Genomic DNA, 16,416 nt, shown 5'->3' on the forward strand with positions numbered 1-16,416 from the left:
CGGCACGCTACCGGCTGCCCCGGACACCGCGCCCGGGGATCGGCGGAGCGCGCCCCGGGTCGACCGGCCCGTCGATTCACGCGTCGTCCCGGTCCGGGGTCGTTGTGTCGGGAGCGCCGGGCACACCGGGAACACCGAGGATGCCGAGGAACGCGCTCGCCGCCGGGGTACGGGCGAAGCGGCTCCAGATGACGTATTCGACCCGCGCCGGCGCATCGGCGATCTCCAGCGTGACGACACCGGCGAAGCGCGGCGCGTAGGCGGCGGGCAACATCGCCACGCACAGGCCGCGGCCGACGAGGCGGGGGATGAAGTCGGTGGTGGTGATCTCGAAGGCGACGTCGCGGGTGAGCCCGGCCGCCGCGAAGGCCTGGTCGGACTGGATGCGCCCGGCGGTCCCGGCCGGGAGGTCCACGAAGACCTCGGCGGAGAGCCGGTGCAGGTCGACGGTCGACGCGGCGGCGAGCGGGTGGTCGGGGGCGACCATGGCGACGAGGTGGTCGCGGCCGAGTTCGTGGGCGGCCACGCCCTGGGGGTGGGCGGTGGTGGGCAGGCCGAGGAAGGCGACGTCGAGCGTCCCGTCCCGGACCCGGTCGATCAGGTCGTCGCTGGCGCCGACCCGCAGGCTGATCCGCACCTGCGGGTAGCGCCGGCGGAAGTCGCCGAGCGCGTCGGGGATGTCGGCGGCGGAGACGGTGGGGATCAGGCCGACGGCGAGGCGTCCGCGTACTTCGCCGACGGCGGCGGCGACCTCGGCCGCGGCCCGTTCGGCCGCGTCCAGGCACTGGCGTGCGGCGGGCAGGAACGCCTCGCCGGCGGGGGTGAGTCGCACCCGCCGACTGGTCCGGGCGAACAGTCGCGCGCCCAGTTCGCGTTCGAGCCGGGCGATCTGGTGGCTGAGGGCGGACTGCACGACCAGGCAGCGCTCCGCGGCGCGGGTGAAGCTGTTGGTCTCGGCCACGGCGACGACATAGCGCATCTGTTGGAGCTCCATGGATCCATCTTGAATCGAGATCGATGCGGTGACAAACATGTCTTGGACTCATCGATCGATGTCGGGCCAGACTTCGAGCCATGACAAGCCGAGCCGGCCGCGGGCCGTCCGGCGGCGCGGGCGGCGTCCGCCACGGGAGCCTGCCGCGCACCGCCCTGACCGCCCTGGCGCCCCTGGTCTGGGGCACGACCTACATCGTCACCACCGAACTGCTCCCGTCCGGCCACCCGCTCTTCGCGGGCCTGATGCGCGCGCTGCCCGCCGGTCTGATCGCGCTGGCGTTCACCCGGACGCTGCCGCGCGGCGCCTGGTGGGCCAAGGCCGCGGCGCTCGGCGTCCTGAACATCGGACTGTTCCTGCCGCTGCTGTTCATCGCGGCCGAACGCCTGCCCGGTGGCGTCGCCGCCACGCTGTCCGCGGCCCAGCCGCTGATCGTCGCCGTCCTGGCGGTCGGCGTGCTGCACGAACGCCTCTCCCCGCGGCGGCTGTTCTGGGGCGTGACGGGCGCCGTCGGCGTCGGCCTGGTGGTGATCGGGCCGAACGCGGCGCTCGACACCGTCGGCATCGTGGCGGGTCTGGGGAGCGCGGCCATGATGGCGTCCGGCCTGACGCTCACCAAACGCTGGGGGCGTCCGGACGGGGTCGGCCCGCTGGCCTTCGCCGGGTGGCAGATGACCGCCGGGGGCCTGTTCCTGGTACCGGTCACCTTCCTGGCCGAGGGAGCGCCGCCGGCGATCGACGCGAACGCCGCCGCCGGCTACCTCTGGCTGGGCGTGGTCGGCGGCCTGATCACCTACGTCCTGTGGTTCCAGGGCATCGGTCTGTTGCCCGTCACCTCCGTCGCGGTCCTCGGCCTGCTCTCCCCGCTGGTCGCCGCGACGCTGGGTGCCGTCGTCCTCGACCAGAGGCTGGGCCCGATCCAACTCGCCGGGTTCGCCCTCGCCCTGGCCGCCATCGTCGCGGGCCAACTCCCCGCCCCCACCCCGAAGCCCGCCGTCCCCGCTCCCGCCGCCCCGAGGAAACGAACGGTCGACTCGGCCGGCCGGTGACCGCCGATCGCGACCCGTCGACCCCGTCGACCCGGCGTGATCGGGCGGCCGTCGGTTCCCCGCCGACGGCCGCCGGCCCGTGCCGGGCCGGGCGGCGCGCGGCGGCGTCCCGCGTCACTCCTCGTCGCTGTGGGCGTACAGCTTCAGCACCGGCACACCCACCTTGTGCCGGGCGCGGCTCGCCCAGTCCCGGTGGAAGAACTCCTCGACCAGGTGCGGGGCGGTCAGGACGATCACCTCGTCGGCGTGCGTCTGATCGACCACGGACCGGAGCAGATCCAGCGGATGGCCCTCGACGAGTTGTCCGACGGCCTCGCTTCCCGCGTCCCGCAGGCTGCGGAGCGAGTGCTCCAGGGCGAGGGCGGCGGGCCGGCGCGCATCCTCGCCCTCCGGCTCGTCGGATTCGTGGGCCGCCTGCTGGAGTTCGCCCAGGGCGACGTCGTCGATGGCGCGCAGCAGGCGGTCCTCGGCGCCGCGCGGCTGCAGCAGTACGACGAAGGACATCGTGTCGTCGTGGAGAGTGGTGACGAGGTCGACGTCCGCCGCGGACAGCGGCTGCTCGACCATCAGGACGCTCGTGAACACCGTGGCCCCTTCCGTGGCGCGCCCCGAACGGGCGCGGACGGTGAGTAACGATAGCGACACGGATCGGTCGCGATGCCGGTTTCGCGCCGGGCGGCGCCGAGGTCGTCGATTGCCCGGTGGCCGGTGCGACGGGCCGGGACGCGGGGATCGCCGGCATACCCTGTTGTCCGTACGCGTCGGGCGGCCGAGTCGTGCGGCCGGGCGCGTTCGTGCGCGTCGGGGCCGGGAGTTCGGTCGGGGATCCGCGCGGTTGGCTCGGTACGGACGTCCGCCTCCCGATGGGGGAACCATTGCTCGCGCCCACCCTGGAGTCGACGCGGCGTGCCGTCCGCGCGTTGCGCGCCTGGATCGTGTCGGCGCCGGCCACGTACCTCTGGCTGTTGATCATTCACGTCACGACGCTCGACATGTATGTGCGACTGACCGCCGACGAGCGGATGGCCTTTCTGCGCCGGCAGAGCACGAATCTGCACAATCTCGACACCAGGCCGCTGCGGGTGATGGTGGCCAGCGCGGTGTGGGCCGAGGGCTGGCACGTGATCAGGTTCGTCGTGATACTCACCGCGCTGTGCGCGGTCGCCGAACGGTGGGTGGGGACCCGGCGCATGCTCACGGTCGCCGCGCTCGGGCATGTGGGCGCCACGTGCGTCAGCCAGGCGCTGGTCCTGGTCCGGATCCACGAGGGCACGCTGGCGGAGAGCGCGCGCCTGCAGGTGGATGTCGGGCCCAGCTACGGCTACATGGCGGTCGCCGGGCTGCTGTTCCACGGCCTCGCCGGCCGCGGGCGATGGGTCTACGCGGTGGGCCTGGCCCTGTACGTGGGCCTGCCGTTGCTCTCGCAGCGGGACGTCACCGCGACCGGGCATCTGTGCGCGGCGTTGATCGGGCTGTGCTGTCACCGCTTCGCGCGCGGGCGGCCGAGGTGGGATCCGGACGCGTGGTGGCGCGGCAGGCGTGGGTCACGCGCCGCCGGCAAGGCGGTCGGGGCGACGTCCGGCGGTTCGTAGGGCGCGGCGGGCGACGACGTGGCCCGAAGAGCGCGTGGCCCGGACCGGGTCAGCGTTCGTCGGGCCCGGTCCCGTCGTGTGCCGGCGTGCCGCCGGTGGGGGTGGGGCGTTCGAAGAAGGTGTCCAGGGCGATCGTGGCCTGGGTGCTGCTCACCCCGGCGATGGCGTGGATGCGGCGCAGCACGTCCTGGAGGGCACCGGTGGACGTGGTGCGGACCTTGAGGAGGACGGAGGCCGCGCCGGCGACCACGTGCGCCTCCTGGATCTCGGTGATCGCGGCGAAGGCCGGTCCGGAGTCGCCGATCCAGGCCACGGAGTCGACGGTGACGAAGGCGAGCACGTCCAGGTCCACGGCGGCGGGGTCGATGTCGACGGTGGTGCGCCGGATGACGCCGGCGGCGCGGAGCTTGCGGACCCGCTCGTGGGTGGCGCCGGCGGACAGGCCGATCTCCCGGCCGAGATCGGCGTAGGTGCGCGTCGCGTCGGCTTGGAGCAGCGCGAGCAGGCCCCGGTCGACGTCGTCCATGGGTCCTCCGTACGGGTGATGTCGATCGCGGGGGCTCGATGTTAGCGGGCGACGGCGGTGTCGGGGAGAGGGATGGCGTGTGTTCGGCTCGGGATTGACGTCGTCGAATCATATTCTGTATTCATTGATCCATGCGAGATGATGTTCTGTGACGACGAGGAGCTGCGAGACGATGTCCGACGCACGAACTCCGATCTACGACGTGATCGACGAACGGTTCCGCACCGAGCGGTGCGTCTACGGCGACGACCGACTGGAGACGCTGTACGACGGCGGTCGTTGGTCGGAGGGGCCGCTGTACTTCCCGGCCGGGCGCTTCCTGATCTGGAGCGACATTCCCAACGACCGCATGATGCGCTGGGACGAGACCGATGGGGCGGTGAGCGTCTTTCGTTCGCCGGCCGGGCATCCCAACGGCAACACCCTCGACGCGCAGGGCCGCCTGATCACCTGCGAACAGGGCAATCGCCGGGTCACCCGCACCGAACACGACGGCTCCGTCACCGTGTTGGCCGATCGTTTCGGGGGCAAGCGGCTGAACAGTCCCAACGACGCCGTCGTGCACTCGGACGGATCGATCTACTTCTCCGACCCCGACTTCGGCATCACCACCGACTACGAGGGGTATCGCGCGGAGAGCGAGATCGGGGCGCCGAACGTGTACCGGATCGACCCGGTCACGGCGGATGTGCGGCTGGTCGCGGACGGGTTCGCCGGGCCCAACGGTCTCGTGCTCTCCGCCGACGAGCGCCGGCTGTACGTCTCCGACACCCGCGCCAACCACGTGCGCGTGTTCGACGTCCGGTCGGACGGGACCCTCTCGGAGGGCGAGGTGTTCGTCGAATGCCGGGCCGGCGACGGGCGGTTCGACAACATCCGCTTCGACGACGGGGGACGGTTGTGGGTGGCGGCGATGGCCGACGGGGTGCACTGCTACGCCCCCGACGGCACCCTCATCGGCCGCATCCGCACCCCCGAACCCGTCGCCAACATCACCTTCGGCGGCGCCAAGCGCAACCGCATGTTCATCGCCGCCACCAACGCCCTGTACTCCCTGGTCACCTCCGTCACCGGCCTGTCGCGGTTGCCCGGGCGATGACGGAGCCGGCGGATCGGCGGCCGAACCCCCGTGTGGTGCGGCCGAGTTGTCGCGCTCGTGCTACGTCGTCCTGCGGTGGCGGCCGGTGCCCTCGCCCAGGTACGGAGCCGGCCGCGTGCGGTGGGCGGCCGTCGTACCGCCCCCGCCGACTCCCTCCCGCGACGACGGATACACCAGCCGTGCCGCTTCGAGGTAGTTCGCGGCGACGGCCAGGGTGACCCACTGGTAGCCGTCCCACTCCAGGACGACGCGCGGTGCCTCACGATCGACGTGGGACGCGCGGGGTGGACCGGTGAGGTGTACGGCCTTGCGTTCGCCGACGGGACGCAGGCGCCGCTCGCGTCGGGCCGCCCACTCTTCCAGGGGTTCGTCGTTGCTCACGTGCTCTCCGGTCTGGACGGGTACGCTTCGACCGGAACCGTAGCGCCTTGATCGGGCACGGGTGCAAGGATCCGCGAGGGTTGATCCGGGTGGGGGAAGCCGCCGCCGCTCAGCAGGTTTCGTAGCGATACTCCCGGTTGCCCGCCGGCGTCACGTCCCGGTCGCGCAGGACCACCGACACCTTCCCGCCCCAGGCCCGGCAGGTCGCGATGAAGCGGGGCTTGGCGTACTCGACGACGAAGACGCGGTTCGCGTAGGCCGAGGCGTACGCGCCGCATTCGTCGTGGCGGCCGCACTCCTCGGCCACCGCGAAGTCGAAGCCGACATCGGAGCTGCGGTCGAGCAGTTCGGCGCCGTTCTTCTGGGCGATGGCCAGGTGGGCGGCGTGCGCCCGGGCGGCGAGGAGCCGGGCGAAGGCGATGTCGTCGGCCGGGGTGAGGAGACGGTGGGAGCGGGTGTAGGACTCGAAGTTGTCCGGCTCGACCGCCTGGAAACCCGACCGGGCGCACTCGTCGATCCAGTCGCCGACGATCGAGGCGAGGGCGGTGCGTTTGGCGTCGGTGGAGATGTCGAGCAGGGCCTCGTTCCACTCGGTGTCCATCACGAGGGTGCCGCCGTCGCGCAGCAGCAGGTCCGGGTGTTCGCGCTGCCACCGGTCGAGGGCGTCGGGTTGGACCTGGAAGGCGTTGACGTAGCAGATGTTGTACCGGCCCGGTTCGGGACGGGCGGTGCGGTCGCGGGACAACACGCGCACCCCGGGCGGCGGGGCGTAGGCGCCGCCGAGTTGGTAGTCGAACCGGGCGTGCGGATCGGGACGCACCACGCCGGGAGCGGGCGGGGCGATCGACGCGGGCGCCGGCGGATTCGGTGCCGGCACCGGCGCGATCTCGATGCCCTCCGACGCGCACCCCGTCAGCAGGGTCGCCGTGACCACTCCGGCGAGCGCGAGGAGGAGGGTGCGGCGACGGCGGCGGGCCGGTGGGCGCATGGTCGGGACTCCGGGAGGATCGGCGAGGGGGTGGGATCGCGCGGCTGCGCGGAACGGGCCCATCGTGCGCCGTCGACCGTGAGGAAATCGTGAGCGCGGCGACGGCTTCCGTCCGCGTTCGACACGTGGCGTGACGTGTCATGAGCGCCGTGTGATCGCTACGCTGCCGGGAGGTTGCCGTGCAGTGCGACGAAAGGGTCGGCCATGAGTACGACTTCGACAGGCTCCCCGTACGTGATCGTCGGTGCGTCCCTCGCCGGCGCCAAGGCGGCGGAGACCCTGCGTGCCGAGGGATACGCGGGCCGGATCGTGCTGATCGGCGACGAGGGGGAGTACCCCTACGAACGCCCGCCGCTGTCGAAGGGATACCTGCTCGGCAAGAACCCCCGCGACGACGCCTACGTGCACGAGGAGTCCTGGTACGCCGACCACGACGTGGAACTGCGCCTGGGGCGTACGGTCACCGCGATCGACGTCGCGGCGTCCGCCGTCGTCCTGGACGACGGCGAGCGCATCGACTACACCAAGCTGTTGTTGACCACCGGTGCCACGCCGCGCCGACTGCCCGTGCCCGGCGCCGACCTGGAGGGCGTGCGCTATCTGCGCCGCCTGGCCGACAGCGACCGGCTGTTGGCGGACTTCCGCGCCGGTCGTCGGGTCGTGGTGATCGGCGGCGGCTGGATCGGCCTGGAGACCACCGCCGCGGCCCGGGAACACGGGTGCCCGGTGACCGTGGTCGAGGCGGCCCCGCTGCCGCTGCTGCGGGTGCTCGGCGACGAGGTCGCCCGGATCTTCCTCGACCTCCACACCGCGCACGGCGTCGAGTTCCGGTTGCACGCCGACGTCGCGGAGATCGTCGGCGCGGGCGGAAAGGTCACCGGCGTCCGGCTCGGCGACGGCACGGAGGTGGCCGCGGACGTGGTCGTGGTCGGGATCGGCGTCACCCCGAACACCGCGCTCGCCGAAGCCGCCGGGCTGACCGTGGACAACGGCATCCGTACCGACGCCGCGCTGCGCACCTCGGCCGCCGACGTGTACGCGGCCGGCGACGTCGCCAACGCGCTCCATCCCGTCCTGGGCCGCGGCATCCGCGTCGAGCACTGGGCCAACGCGCTCAACCAGGCGCCCGCCGCCGCGCGTTCGATGCTCGGCCGGGACGTGTCGTACGACCGGATCCCCTACTTCTTCACCGACCAATACGAACTCGGCATGGAGTACACCGGCTACGCCGAACCGGGGGAGTACGACCGGGTGCTGTTCCGGGGCGATCCGGCCGGCGGGGAGTTCATCGCCTTCTGGCTGGCCGAGGGTCGCGTGCTGGCCGGGATGAACGTCAACGTCTGGGACGTCACCGACGCCATCGGGCAACTCGTGCGCTCCGGCCGCGCCGTGGACCCGGACAGGCTGGCCGACCAGGGAATCCCGCTCGATCGGGTGTAGCCGCCCGGGGTGAATCCGGTGCCCGATGGTGGTGCCCGCACCACCATCGGCACACCCGTGGCGACCTCCCCGGATACGCCCGTACGCGGGATGGGTCGCGCCGGCGGCGAAGCCTAGATTCGAGGCAGTCGGCGGATCCGTGATTCCGCCGACTCCACGGAATCGACGCCGCGACGCCCGGAGCACCCGTGAACCACTCCCGCACCGACCACGAACTCCCGGACGCGAGAACCCACTTCGCCGTCGTGCCGGACGCGGGTGGCAAGTCCTGCCGCACCGCCGGCGGAGCGGTCACCACGCCGCACCCGACCGACATCGGCTTCGCCGCCGGTACGGGAGGTGGCCGCCCGGGTCGGCCCGACGCGGTCTTCGCCGACGAGCCCACCGGGGCGAGTCGGGTGGTCTTCCCGGCCGACGGGCGCGTCACGGGCGAGGCGGCGGCGCCGACCGAGCGGGAGATCGCCGAGCGGATGACCGGGCTCGGGGAGGGACACGCGTGTGGTACCTGATCCGCCGCACGCCGCGCGCCCACACCGGCGGCCCGGTCGCGCCGTTCGTGGCGCCGCTCGGCGCCTGTGCGCCGATCACCGCGTTCGGGATCGTGTCGGGTTCGCGGCTCGCCGTCCTCGGGGGCGGGTCGGCGGTGCGGCCGAGCGCGCTTGCATCGACTCGATTCATCCCACCGAGGAAAGGACGTGCGTCCCGATGAACGATCGACCCGAATGGCAGCCCCCGAAGGAACGCCCGCTCTGGCTCTGGGTGGTGCTGGTCCTCGTGGTGGTGGCGGTCACGATCAACGTATTGGTGACGGTGTGACGCGTGGCCGCGCCGCGGTGCGTGGGGATCGGCCCGGGCACACCCGATGCGGGTGTGCCCGGCGGTCCGCTCTCAGCGCGCGGTCAGCGGCGCGTACGCGTCGGGGCGGCGCGTGGTCAGGAACGGGAACAGGTCGAGCCAGTCGCCCCGGGCGTCCAGGTCGAGATCGGCGACCAGTACGGCGGGCTCGTCGCGCGGTGCCTGGACGAGCACCCGGCCGTAGGGGTCGACGATGAAGGAACTGCCGTAGAAGGTCAGGCCGTTCTCCGCGCCGATCCGGTTGGGGACCACCATGAACAGGCCGTTCGCCGCGGCGTTTCCGGTGATCACCCGCTGCCAGATCGGCTGGGTGTCGAAGCCGGGGAAGGCCGGCTCGGAGCCGATCGCGGTCGGGTAGACCAGTACGTCGGCCCCGGCCAGCGCGTAGGCGCGGGCCAGTTCGGGGAACCACTGGTCCCAGCAGGTGGGCAGGCCGAGGGTCGCCTCGCCGACCGGGACGACGGGGAACGCGTCGTCCCCGGCCGGGCCGGGACGGAACCAGTGGTCCTCGTAGTAGCCCTCGGTCACGGGGATGTGGGTCTTGCGGGTGCGTTGGATCAGCGTGCCGTCGGGGTCGACCAGGATCGCGGTGTTGTAACCGCGACCGTCGTCGGTGCCGTCGGGCGCGGGCGCCTTCTCGTACAGCGAGGCGTGCACGTGGACGCCGTACGTGCGGGCCGCCTCGGCGGCGAAGCCGAACGTCGGCCCCGACAGCAGGTCTTCCGGTTCGGCCGGCGCGGGGTGGTCGGCCTTGCGGACGACGGCGAAGTACGGGGAGAGGGTCAGCTCCTGCAGGCAGACGATCCGCGCGCCCTCGGCCGCGGCGAGCCGGATGCCCTCCAGGAGCGCCGCCCGGTGTTCGGCGGGGTCGGCGTGCCACCGCTGCTGGATCGCGGCGACGCGCAGCGGCGCGCGGCGTGCGGGGTGCACCCGAGCCGGTGAGGCGGGCGGGTTCGGGGCGGTGATGACGCGCATGGGTGTGGTCCTCCGCTTCGGCATGCCGGAACGTTCCGGCGCAGGCAGCGTAGTCACGCCGGAACGTTCCGGCAAGCAGTTCGGGACCCGCTAGACTCCCTCGATGTGACCGGCCGCCCCGCAACCCTGCTCGACGTCGCCCGTGTGTCCGGGGTCTCCAAGAGCACCGTGTCCGACGCCCTCCAAGGCACCGGACGGGTGGCGGAGGCGACTCGGGAGCGGGTCCGCCGAGTGGCCCGCGAACTCGGCTACCGTCCCAACAGCGCGGCGCGCAGCCTGCGCCGGTCGAGCACCGGGAGCATCGGGCTGCGCCTGCCCCGGACCGCGACCCGGCTGGACTACTACATGTCACTGGCCTTCGGCGTGGTCGAACGTGCCCAGGAGGCCGGGCTCGACGTGATGTTGCTGGCCCCGGGTGGATCGGCCGACGGCCTGGCCGCCCGGGTCGACGGCCTGGTGATCGTCGATCCCGACGCCGAGGATGCCGCGCTGCCCGCGCTCCTGGACGCGGGAGTTCCGGTCGTGACCGGCGAGCGCTATCCCGGACCGGCCGCCGCCCCGCACGGGGTCGTGGTCTGCGACACGGCCGGGTCGCTGAACGCGCTCCTGGACCACGTCCGCGAGCGGGGCGCCCGCCGTCCGGCCCTGTTGGCTCCGGACGGGACGTCCGCGTGGGCGGTCGCGCTGCGCGACACCGCGGCGGACTGGGCCCGCGCGCACGACACGGACGTGGCGGTCCGACTGGTGCCGTTCGTCTGCTCGCCCGCCGAGGCCGAGGAGGCCGCGGCGGCGCTGCTCGCGAGCGACCCGGCGGTCGACGCGATCGTGTGCGCGCCCGACGGCGCGGCCCCGGGCGTGTTGCGGGCGGCCGCGGGCGCGGGGCGCCGCGTCGGTACGGACCTGCCGGTCGCCTCGTGCGTGGACGGCGCCGCCATGCGCAACGCGACGCCGCCGGTGACCGCCGTGGACCTGGACCCGGCGGGCTACGGCCGCGCCTGCGCCGACCTGCTGTCCGACCTGCTCGCCGGCACCGAACAACCGGGCACCGTCCGTGAACACCCGTGGGAACCACGGCTGCGCGACTCGACGCGACGCTGACCACGACCGGGCGCCCGCGCCCGTCGACACGACCGGAGCCCGCCCGCCGACGGCTCGTCCCGGCCCCGCCCGGGCGCTCCGCGTGGTTCGACCCTCCCGGTGATCTTCCCCTCGATGGTGATCGTCGGGTACGACATCGGGGACCGTATCGTTTTTCCGCACCGAGGTGACACCCACGTGACGAACCACCACCGCCGAAGCCTCGCCCGCGTGGTCGAGGACTTCGGCCGCACCTTCCTCGACCTCGTCCACGGCGACGCGGACACCGTGGAGGAGATCGGCGGGGTGGTCATTCACGACCCGTACGACGAACCGGCCTACCCCCGGCACGCCGTGGTGCTGGGACCGGCCGTGCACGGCCCCGCCGAGATCGCCCGGCTCCTGGGCGCGCTCGGCGTGCACGGCGTCACCGCGCTGATCGTGCGTGGACCCGTCGAGCCCGACGACGAGGTCGCGCGCGTCGCCGCCGAGACGGGCATCGCCGTGCTGGCGCTGACCCGAGGTGCGTCCTGGGCCCAACTCGCGGCCATGCTCCGCACGTTGCTCACCGAAGGCGACTTCGGCGACGCCGGCGGGCAGACCCTGGGCGGGGTGCCCTCGGGAGACCTGTTCGCCCTTGCCAACGCCGTGGCCACACTGCTCGACGCGCCGATCACCATCGAGGACCGCCGTTCACACATCCTCGCCTTCTCCGGCCGACAGGACGAGGCCGACCCGTCACGCGTGGAGACCATCCTCGCCCGCCGCGTCCCGGAGAAGTACCTGCGCGTCTTCGAGAGCCGGGGCGTGTTCAAGGAGTTGTACCGCACCGGAGAGCCGCTGCTCATCGCCCCGGCGGTCGACGACCCGGACGAGCCCGCGCTCTGGCGCACGGCGATCGTGGTCCGGGCGGGCGACGAGATCCTCGGCTCGGTGTGGGCCGCGGTCCGCGAACCGCTCAGCCCGGAGCGCACCGCCGCGTTCCGTGACGCCGCCCAACTCGTCGCCCTGCACCTGCTGCGCCACCGGGCCGGCACCGACGCCGAACACCGACTGCGCGCCGACCTGGTCACCACGGTCCTGGAGGGCGGTGCCGGCGCGACCGACGCGCTGGCCCGCCTGGGGCTGGTGCACGAGCCGACGGTGGTGCTCGCGCTGGGTGTGGTCTCGGACCGGGCCGAGGACGATACCCGACTCACCGCCGAGCGACAACGATTGACCTCGGCCTTCGCGGTGCACCTCCACGCCGTGCAACCCCGCTCGGCCGTCGCGCTCCTGGGCGACGTCGCCTACGCCGTGCTGCCCGCGCCGGGTGATCCGGGCGCGGCGCGGGAGCGTGCCGTGCAGATCGCGGACAACTTCCTGGAACGCACCGGCGATCGGGTCAAGGCGCTGATCGGCGTCGGGTCGATCGCGGAGGAGCCCACCGCGCTGCGCCGCTCGCGTCGAAACGCCGACCGTGCGCTGCGGGTCTTGTCGAGTGGTGAGGTGAAGTTGCGGGTCGCCTCGATCGCCGACGTGCACATCGACGCGCTGCTCCTGGAGATGCGCGACCTCGCCGCCGTCAACGGCGATGAACTCGTGGGCCCGCTGGCCCGATTGGTCGCCTACGACGCCAAGCACCACTCGAACCTGGTCGAGACGCTGCGGGCGTGGCTGGACGCCTTCGGCGACGTGGTCTCCGCGTCGGCGAGCATGTTCGTGCACCCGAACACGTTTCGCTATCGCATGCGTCGCATGGCCAAGGTGGGCCGGGTCGACCTCCAGGACCCGGCGGCGCGGTTCGCGATGACGCTGCAACTGCGGCTGATGGGGCCGCGGTCGGGCGGGTCGGTCGGGGAGGACGAGGCGCGGTCCACGGGGGTGTGGTGATCAGTCGGTGGGGTTATCGCGCCCCGGTGAGGACGCGGCGCAGCACCTCGCGGAGTTCGGGGCCCGCGGGTGGGGCGGCGGCGCGCCAGGCGATGTGGCCGTCGGGGCGGATCAGGGCGGCGCCGCTCGAGGGCAGGCCGTACAACCGCCGGAAGGTGCCGGGGCGTTCCTCGCGCAGGCGGACGCCGTCGAGCGGGTGGACGGTGACGGGGATCCCGGCGGTCGTGGCGGCGTCGGCCTGTCGGTTCCAGGCGGGGGTGTCGGCGGCGGTGATCAGGGTGAAGTCCGGGCCGACGAGGTCGAGGGTGGAGGCGACCGCGGGCGGGCCGACGAGGCGGACGTGCGGGGCGCGGTGTCCGGCGGCGCCGCTCGGGTGGTAGCCGGTGACGTCCAGGGGCGGTGGGGCCGGGATATCGGGGTCGGGGGCGACGGCGGTGGAGCGGTAGGCGGCGGTGAGCAGGAGTTCGTCGTCGATGCGATAGCCGGTCCGGGAGCGGGCGTTGCCGTCGGATACGTCGATGACGTGGCGGGCGACCGGGCGGCGTTCGGCGTCGTAGCTGTCCAGCAGGGCCACGTCGGCGCGGCCGGCCACGACGGCGGCGAGCTTCCAGGCGAGGTTGTCCGCGTCGCCGATCCCGGTATTCATACCGTGTCCGCCGGTGGGCGGGACGACGTGGGCCGCGTCGCCGGCCAGGAGTACGCGCCCGCTGCGGTAGCCGGCCGCCAGGCGGGCGTCCATCCGCCAGGACATGGTGTCGCGGACGGTCACGTCCAGGTCGGGGATGCCGGCCGCGGTGCGGACGAGGGCCGCGAGCCGGCGCGGGTCGTCGAGGTCTTCGCCCGCGCGCGGGTGCTCGGGGTCGAAGGGGTACTGGTAGATCCAGTTGCGGTCGTTGTCCACGGCCATGAAGCCGCCGAGTGCGGGCGGGGTCAGGAAGTAGGAGGCACTGGCCCGGTCCGCCACGACGGCGCCGAGCGGTGCCTCGAAGCGGATGCTGAGGAAGTGGGCGAGGCCGGTGGGGCCGTCCATGGCGATGCCCGCGCGAGGGCGGACCGTACCGGCGGCGCCGTCGCAACCGACCAGCCATGCGGCGCGCACGGTGTGCCGGCGGCCGGTGTCCCGGTCTTCGAGGAGGACGTCGAGGCCGGCACCGGCCTCGGTCTCGGGCGCGTGTTCGGCTCCGGCCTCGGCTCCTGCCTCGGTGAACGACAGCAGGCGCGTGCCGAATCGGACGCGGCCGGGTGCCGACTCGCGGGCCCGGCGCAGCAGTACCGGTTCCAGCGCGTCCTGGGAGCAGATCAGCCCGGGCGAGGGGGTGTGCTCGTCCCCGCCGGGCGTGTCGTCGGCGACGCCGGTGCGGACGAAGTCCGGATCGACCAGGTCCCGACCCCGATAGAAGAAGACCTGCGAGGCCGGGAGACCCGCGTCGCGCACCGCCTCCTCGAGCCCTAGACGCCGCAGGATCTCCATCGAACGGGCCGCGATGCCACGGGCCTTGGGGTGGCGGGAGGTGCCCGGATGGGCTTCGACCAGCAGGTGGTCCACGCCGTGTCGGGACAGCAGGATCGACAACGTCAGGCCGATCGGTCCGCCGCCCACGATGAGCACGGGAGTCGTCGGTGGTGGTGTCGCGTGCATGGCTCTCCCGGGGGCGGATCTCGCGCGGCGGAGTGGACGGTCGTCGATGCCGTAACGCTCGGCGAATGATTTAGACGTTACCATGGCAGGGTCGCCCGGGAAGGAAGCCCGCGACGGAGCCGGTCGGAAGGACGAAGCACATGCCCGAGGACTTCGGCGCGGACAACCCCCGCGGCCTCTACTTCATCGCCGACCTGGCGAACACCGTCCAGGCGGACCCCGGGGTCGGCGCGGCCGCTCTCCAGGACCTGCTGGCGCACCACGGCGGCCCGCCGTTCGCGCTCACCGAGGACGACGCCCGGCGACTGCGCGAGGCCGCCGCCCGGTTGATCCGCATCCTGGAGACGGGCGACGAGGACCGGGCGGCCGAGGCGATCAACGGCCTCCTCGACGAACACCCCGCGCAGCCCTGCCTGGTCCGCCTTCCCGGACGCCCCTGGTCGATGCACGCGAAGGCGCCCCGGGACGCCGACCCCGCCCACTGGCTCCTGGCCACCTGTGCCCTGGCCCTGGGTCTGTGGCTCGGCGAGCGCGGCCGCTGTGCCTGGGGGCGGTGCGCCGCCCCGGACTGCGACCACTTCTTCATCGACACGGGCCGCCGCACCCCGCAGCGCTACTGCACCCCCCGCTGCGCCACCCGGGTCCGGGTGGCCGCGCACCGGGGTCGGCGGGGCGTTTGACGAAACGAAACCATGTTCGGACGGTTACGCGCGGACTTCCGGGCGAGCCACGGCTTCGTGGTCGTCCGGCCCACCCACCTGAGTTCGACGACGCTGAAACTCGCCCCCGACACCCCCGGGGCACCGATATTCCGGCGATCGCGCGTCGAGGACATGACCCGCGTCCTCGACGCGCTCGACGTGATCGAGACCGCCGTGCCACGCCTCCTCGGGCGCCTGGACCCGAGCCGGGTCGCGGTCGCCGGACACTCGATGGGCGGCCACACCGCGAGCCTGCTGCCGGGCGCCCGGCTCACCGACCCGGACGACGGGAGCGAGGCGCACCCGGCCGAGCCCCGGGCCCCAAGTTCCTGCTCACCCTGTTCGACGCCGAGCACGGGCTCGGCGGGATCTCCGGCTGCGACGTCGCCGAAACCACGGACGAGAACCCCGAACGTGTGGCCGCGGACCAACTCCTCGCCCGGGCCCACCTGCGCGCCGAACTCCACGCGGACGACCCCGCGAGCCGGTCGGTATGGCAAGCCGCGTGCGACGCGCCGGCGCGCGACCCGAAGCCCTTGGGTCGCGTCGAATCCGAGTGCACATAGGACGGCGGTCCCCGGGAACCTGCCTTCCGGGGACCGCCGTTGCCCGATGTGGGGTCAGCAGGGAACCGGCAGGTCCAGGGTCACCGGGCGGGCGGGCCACTGGTAGGACTCGACCTCGAAGCTGCCGTGGACGGTCGAGCCGCACGTGATCGCGCCGCCGACACCGTAGACCTTGATCGTGGCGAAGTCGAAGACGTCGTCGCGGCTGACCGCGCCGAGGGACACGCCGGACACGTTGCCGGTCAGCCGCAGCGTCACCGGGAGCGGCCGGGGGTACGGGCCGCCCGGGGACGGGGGACCGGCGAGCCCGACCTGGCCGAAGAGCTGGACATTGTCACCGGTGACCTCGGCGCACACCTTGGTCGACAGGCCCGACTGCAGGCCGTAGGTGCCGCAGGTGACCGACGTGGGCGTGGTCGCCCGCGTGTCGTCGGCGGACGCCGGCGGCGCCGTGGCCAGGACGCTCAGGCCGGCTACGCATATCGCCGCCGCGGTGGTGATGACCTTCTTCATGGGAGACCTCCGTATTCGACGCCCGAGACGGACGCACATCGCTGATGAGGTGTGACATTTCACATCTCACATGACACATACTCGCACGACTGTGAGCCACCGAGTGACATCGGCGGGTGACTGTGGACGTGATGTGCGTTACATCGGGT

16 protein-coding genes and 1 pseudogene are annotated in these 16,416 nt (G+C 73.0%); 9 read left to right on the plus strand and 8 right to left on the minus strand.

Annotation, left to right across the window (positions count from 1 at the left end; all coding sequences use genetic code 11):
- Positions 1-76: 76 nt before the first annotated feature.
- Positions 77-994, minus strand: coding sequence for a LysR family transcriptional regulator (locus EMA17_RS15665; RefSeq protein ID WP_126637634.1), 918 nt, complete (start codon positions 992-994; stop codon positions 77-79).
- Between the two features lie 80 nt (positions 995-1,074).
- On the opposite strand from EMA17_RS15665, the gene EMA17_RS15670 reads away from it, so the two are divergent.
- A complete protein-coding gene (locus EMA17_RS15670) occupies positions 1,075-2,043 on the plus strand; it encodes an EamA family transporter (RefSeq protein ID WP_126637635.1) in 969 nt (322 codons plus the stop codon).
- Positions 2,044-2,157: 114 nt separating this feature from the next.
- On the opposite strand, the gene EMA17_RS15675 is transcribed toward EMA17_RS15670, so the two are convergent.
- On the minus strand, positions 2,158-2,628 hold the full coding sequence (locus EMA17_RS15675; RefSeq protein WP_126637636.1) for an indole-3-glycerol phosphate synthase: 471 nt from the start codon (positions 2,626-2,628) through the stop codon (positions 2,158-2,160).
- A gap of 278 nt (positions 2,629-2,906) precedes the next feature.
- Between EMA17_RS15675 and EMA17_RS15680 the strand changes: the two genes are divergently transcribed.
- Entirely contained in the window at positions 2,907-3,635 is a 729-nt protein-coding gene (locus EMA17_RS15680) for a rhomboid-like protein (RefSeq protein WP_126637637.1), read from the plus strand.
- 49 nt (positions 3,636-3,684) lie between these two features.
- On the opposite strand, the gene EMA17_RS15685 is transcribed toward EMA17_RS15680, so the two are convergent.
- On the minus strand, positions 3,685-4,161 hold the full coding sequence (locus tag EMA17_RS15685) for an Lrp/AsnC family transcriptional regulator (protein ID WP_126637638.1): 477 nt from the start codon (positions 4,159-4,161) through the stop codon (positions 3,685-3,687).
- Between the two features lie 172 nt (positions 4,162-4,333).
- On the opposite strand from EMA17_RS15685, the gene EMA17_RS15690 reads away from it, so the two are divergent.
- Positions 4,334-5,260, plus strand: coding sequence for an SMP-30/gluconolactonase/LRE family protein (locus EMA17_RS15690; protein ID WP_126637639.1), 927 nt, complete (start codon positions 4,334-4,336; stop codon positions 5,258-5,260).
- 60 nt (positions 5,261-5,320) lie between these two features.
- Here the strand turns inward: EMA17_RS15690 and EMA17_RS15695 are convergent, their stop codons facing one another.
- Both EMA17_RS15695 and EMA17_RS15700 read right to left on the minus strand, forming a co-directional pair.
- Positions 5,321-5,641, minus strand: a complete 321-nt coding sequence (locus EMA17_RS15695) for a DUF6087 family protein (RefSeq protein WP_126637640.1) — start codon at positions 5,639-5,641, stop codon at positions 5,321-5,323.
- A gap of 109 nt (positions 5,642-5,750) precedes the next feature.
- Positions 5,751-6,629 (minus strand): endo alpha-1,4 polygalactosaminidase, encoded by an 879-nt coding sequence (locus EMA17_RS15700; protein WP_126637641.1) that lies wholly within the window; start codon positions 6,627-6,629, stop codon positions 5,751-5,753.
- A gap of 204 nt (positions 6,630-6,833) precedes the next feature.
- Here EMA17_RS15700 and EMA17_RS15705 point away from each other — a divergent pair, with 204 nt between their 5' ends.
- Together EMA17_RS15705 and EMA17_RS52925 are read left to right on the plus strand one after the other, a co-directional pair.
- Positions 6,834-8,069: an NAD(P)/FAD-dependent oxidoreductase gene (locus EMA17_RS15705; RefSeq protein ID WP_126637642.1), complete on the plus strand. Its 1,236-nt coding sequence runs from the start codon at positions 6,834-6,836 to the stop codon at positions 8,067-8,069.
- A gap of 188 nt (positions 8,070-8,257) precedes the next feature.
- The gene (locus EMA17_RS52925) at positions 8,258-8,578 is read left to right on the plus strand and encodes a hypothetical protein (protein ID WP_174861373.1); all 321 of its coding nucleotides are present in this window, start codon (positions 8,258-8,260) and stop codon (positions 8,576-8,578) included.
- A 379-nt stretch (positions 8,579-8,957) separates the two neighbouring features.
- On the opposite strand, the gene EMA17_RS15715 is transcribed toward EMA17_RS52925, so the two are convergent.
- Positions 8,958-9,899: a carbon-nitrogen hydrolase gene (locus EMA17_RS15715; RefSeq protein WP_126637643.1), complete on the minus strand. Its 942-nt coding sequence runs from the start codon at positions 9,897-9,899 to the stop codon at positions 8,958-8,960.
- A gap of 105 nt (positions 9,900-10,004) precedes the next feature.
- On the opposite strand from EMA17_RS15715, the gene EMA17_RS15720 reads away from it, so the two are divergent.
- Positions 10,005-10,997 carry a LacI family DNA-binding transcriptional regulator gene (locus EMA17_RS15720; protein ID WP_126637644.1) on the plus strand — a complete coding sequence of 331 codons (993 nt, stop codon included), beginning with the start codon at positions 10,005-10,007 and terminating at the stop codon, positions 10,995-10,997.
- A 177-nt stretch (positions 10,998-11,174) separates the two neighbouring features.
- Positions 11,175-12,848 carry a PucR family transcriptional regulator gene (locus EMA17_RS15725; RefSeq protein ID WP_126637645.1) on the plus strand — a complete coding sequence of 558 codons (1,674 nt, stop codon included), beginning with the start codon at positions 11,175-11,177 and terminating at the stop codon, positions 12,846-12,848.
- A 13-nt stretch (positions 12,849-12,861) separates the two neighbouring features.
- Here EMA17_RS15725 and EMA17_RS15730 read toward each other — a convergent pair whose 3' ends face one another.
- The gene (locus EMA17_RS15730) at positions 12,862-14,487 is read right to left on the minus strand and encodes an FAD-dependent monooxygenase (RefSeq protein WP_160161420.1); all 1,626 of its coding nucleotides are present in this window, start codon (positions 14,485-14,487) and stop codon (positions 12,862-12,864) included.
- Positions 14,488-14,627: 140 nt separating this feature from the next.
- On the opposite strand from EMA17_RS15730, the gene EMA17_RS15735 reads away from it, so the two are divergent.
- Positions 14,628-15,167 carry a CGNR zinc finger domain-containing protein gene (locus tag EMA17_RS15735; protein WP_126637647.1) on the plus strand — a complete coding sequence of 180 codons (540 nt, stop codon included), beginning with the start codon at positions 14,628-14,630 and terminating at the stop codon, positions 15,165-15,167.
- A gap of 30 nt (positions 15,168-15,197) precedes the next feature.
- Positions 15,198-15,754 (plus strand): annotated as a pseudogene (locus tag EMA17_RS54075) (alpha/beta hydrolase family protein); the annotation flags it as partial.
- Between the two features lie 54 nt (positions 15,755-15,808).
- On the opposite strand, the gene EMA17_RS15745 reads toward EMA17_RS54075, so the two are convergent.
- Positions 15,809-16,267, minus strand: a complete 459-nt coding sequence (locus EMA17_RS15745) for a hypothetical protein (RefSeq protein ID WP_126637648.1) — start codon at positions 16,265-16,267, stop codon at positions 15,809-15,811.
- Positions 16,268-16,416: the final 149 nt, after the last annotated feature.

It is taken from the genome of Embleya hyalina (assembly GCF_003967355.1).
In the GTDB taxonomy this organism is placed as follows: domain Bacteria; phylum Actinomycetota; class Actinomycetes; order Streptomycetales; family Streptomycetaceae; genus Embleya; species Embleya hyalina.

What these genes read in the sequence shown, in the direction of transcription:
- EMA17_RS15665 (WP_126637634.1), bottom strand. Translation starts at nt 994, where the DNA reads ATGGAGCTCCAACAGATGCGCTATGTCGTCGCCGTGGCCGAGACCAAC.
- EMA17_RS15705 (WP_126637642.1), top strand. Translation starts at nt 6,834, where the DNA reads ATGAGTACGACTTCGACAGGCTCCCCGTACGTGATCGTCGGTGCGTCC.
- EMA17_RS15700 (WP_126637641.1), bottom strand. Translation starts at nt 6,629, where the DNA reads ATGCGCCCACCGGCCCGCCGCCGTCGCCGCACCCTCCTCCTCGCGCTC.
- EMA17_RS15670 (WP_126637635.1), top strand. Translation starts at nt 1,075, where the DNA reads ATGACAAGCCGAGCCGGCCGCGGGCCGTCCGGCGGCGCGGGCGGCGTC.
- EMA17_RS15745 (WP_126637648.1), bottom strand. Translation starts at nt 16,267, where the DNA reads ATGAAGAAGGTCATCACCACCGCGGCGGCGATATGCGTAGCCGGCCTG.
- EMA17_RS15715 (WP_126637643.1), bottom strand. Translation starts at nt 9,899, where the DNA reads ATGCGCGTCATCACCGCCCCGAACCCGCCCGCCTCACCGGCTCGGGTG.
- EMA17_RS15680 (WP_126637637.1), top strand. Translation starts at nt 2,907, where the DNA reads ATGGGGGAACCATTGCTCGCGCCCACCCTGGAGTCGACGCGGCGTGCC.
- EMA17_RS15690 (WP_126637639.1), top strand. Translation starts at nt 4,334, where the DNA reads ATGTCCGACGCACGAACTCCGATCTACGACGTGATCGACGAACGGTTC.
- EMA17_RS15735 (WP_126637647.1), top strand. Translation starts at nt 14,628, where the DNA reads ATGCCCGAGGACTTCGGCGCGGACAACCCCCGCGGCCTCTACTTCATC.
- EMA17_RS15685 (WP_126637638.1), bottom strand. Translation starts at nt 4,161, where the DNA reads ATGGACGACGTCGACCGGGGCCTGCTCGCGCTGCTCCAAGCCGACGCG.
- EMA17_RS15730 (WP_160161420.1), bottom strand. Translation starts at nt 14,487, where the DNA reads ATGCACGCGACACCACCACCGACGACTCCCGTGCTCATCGTGGGCGGC.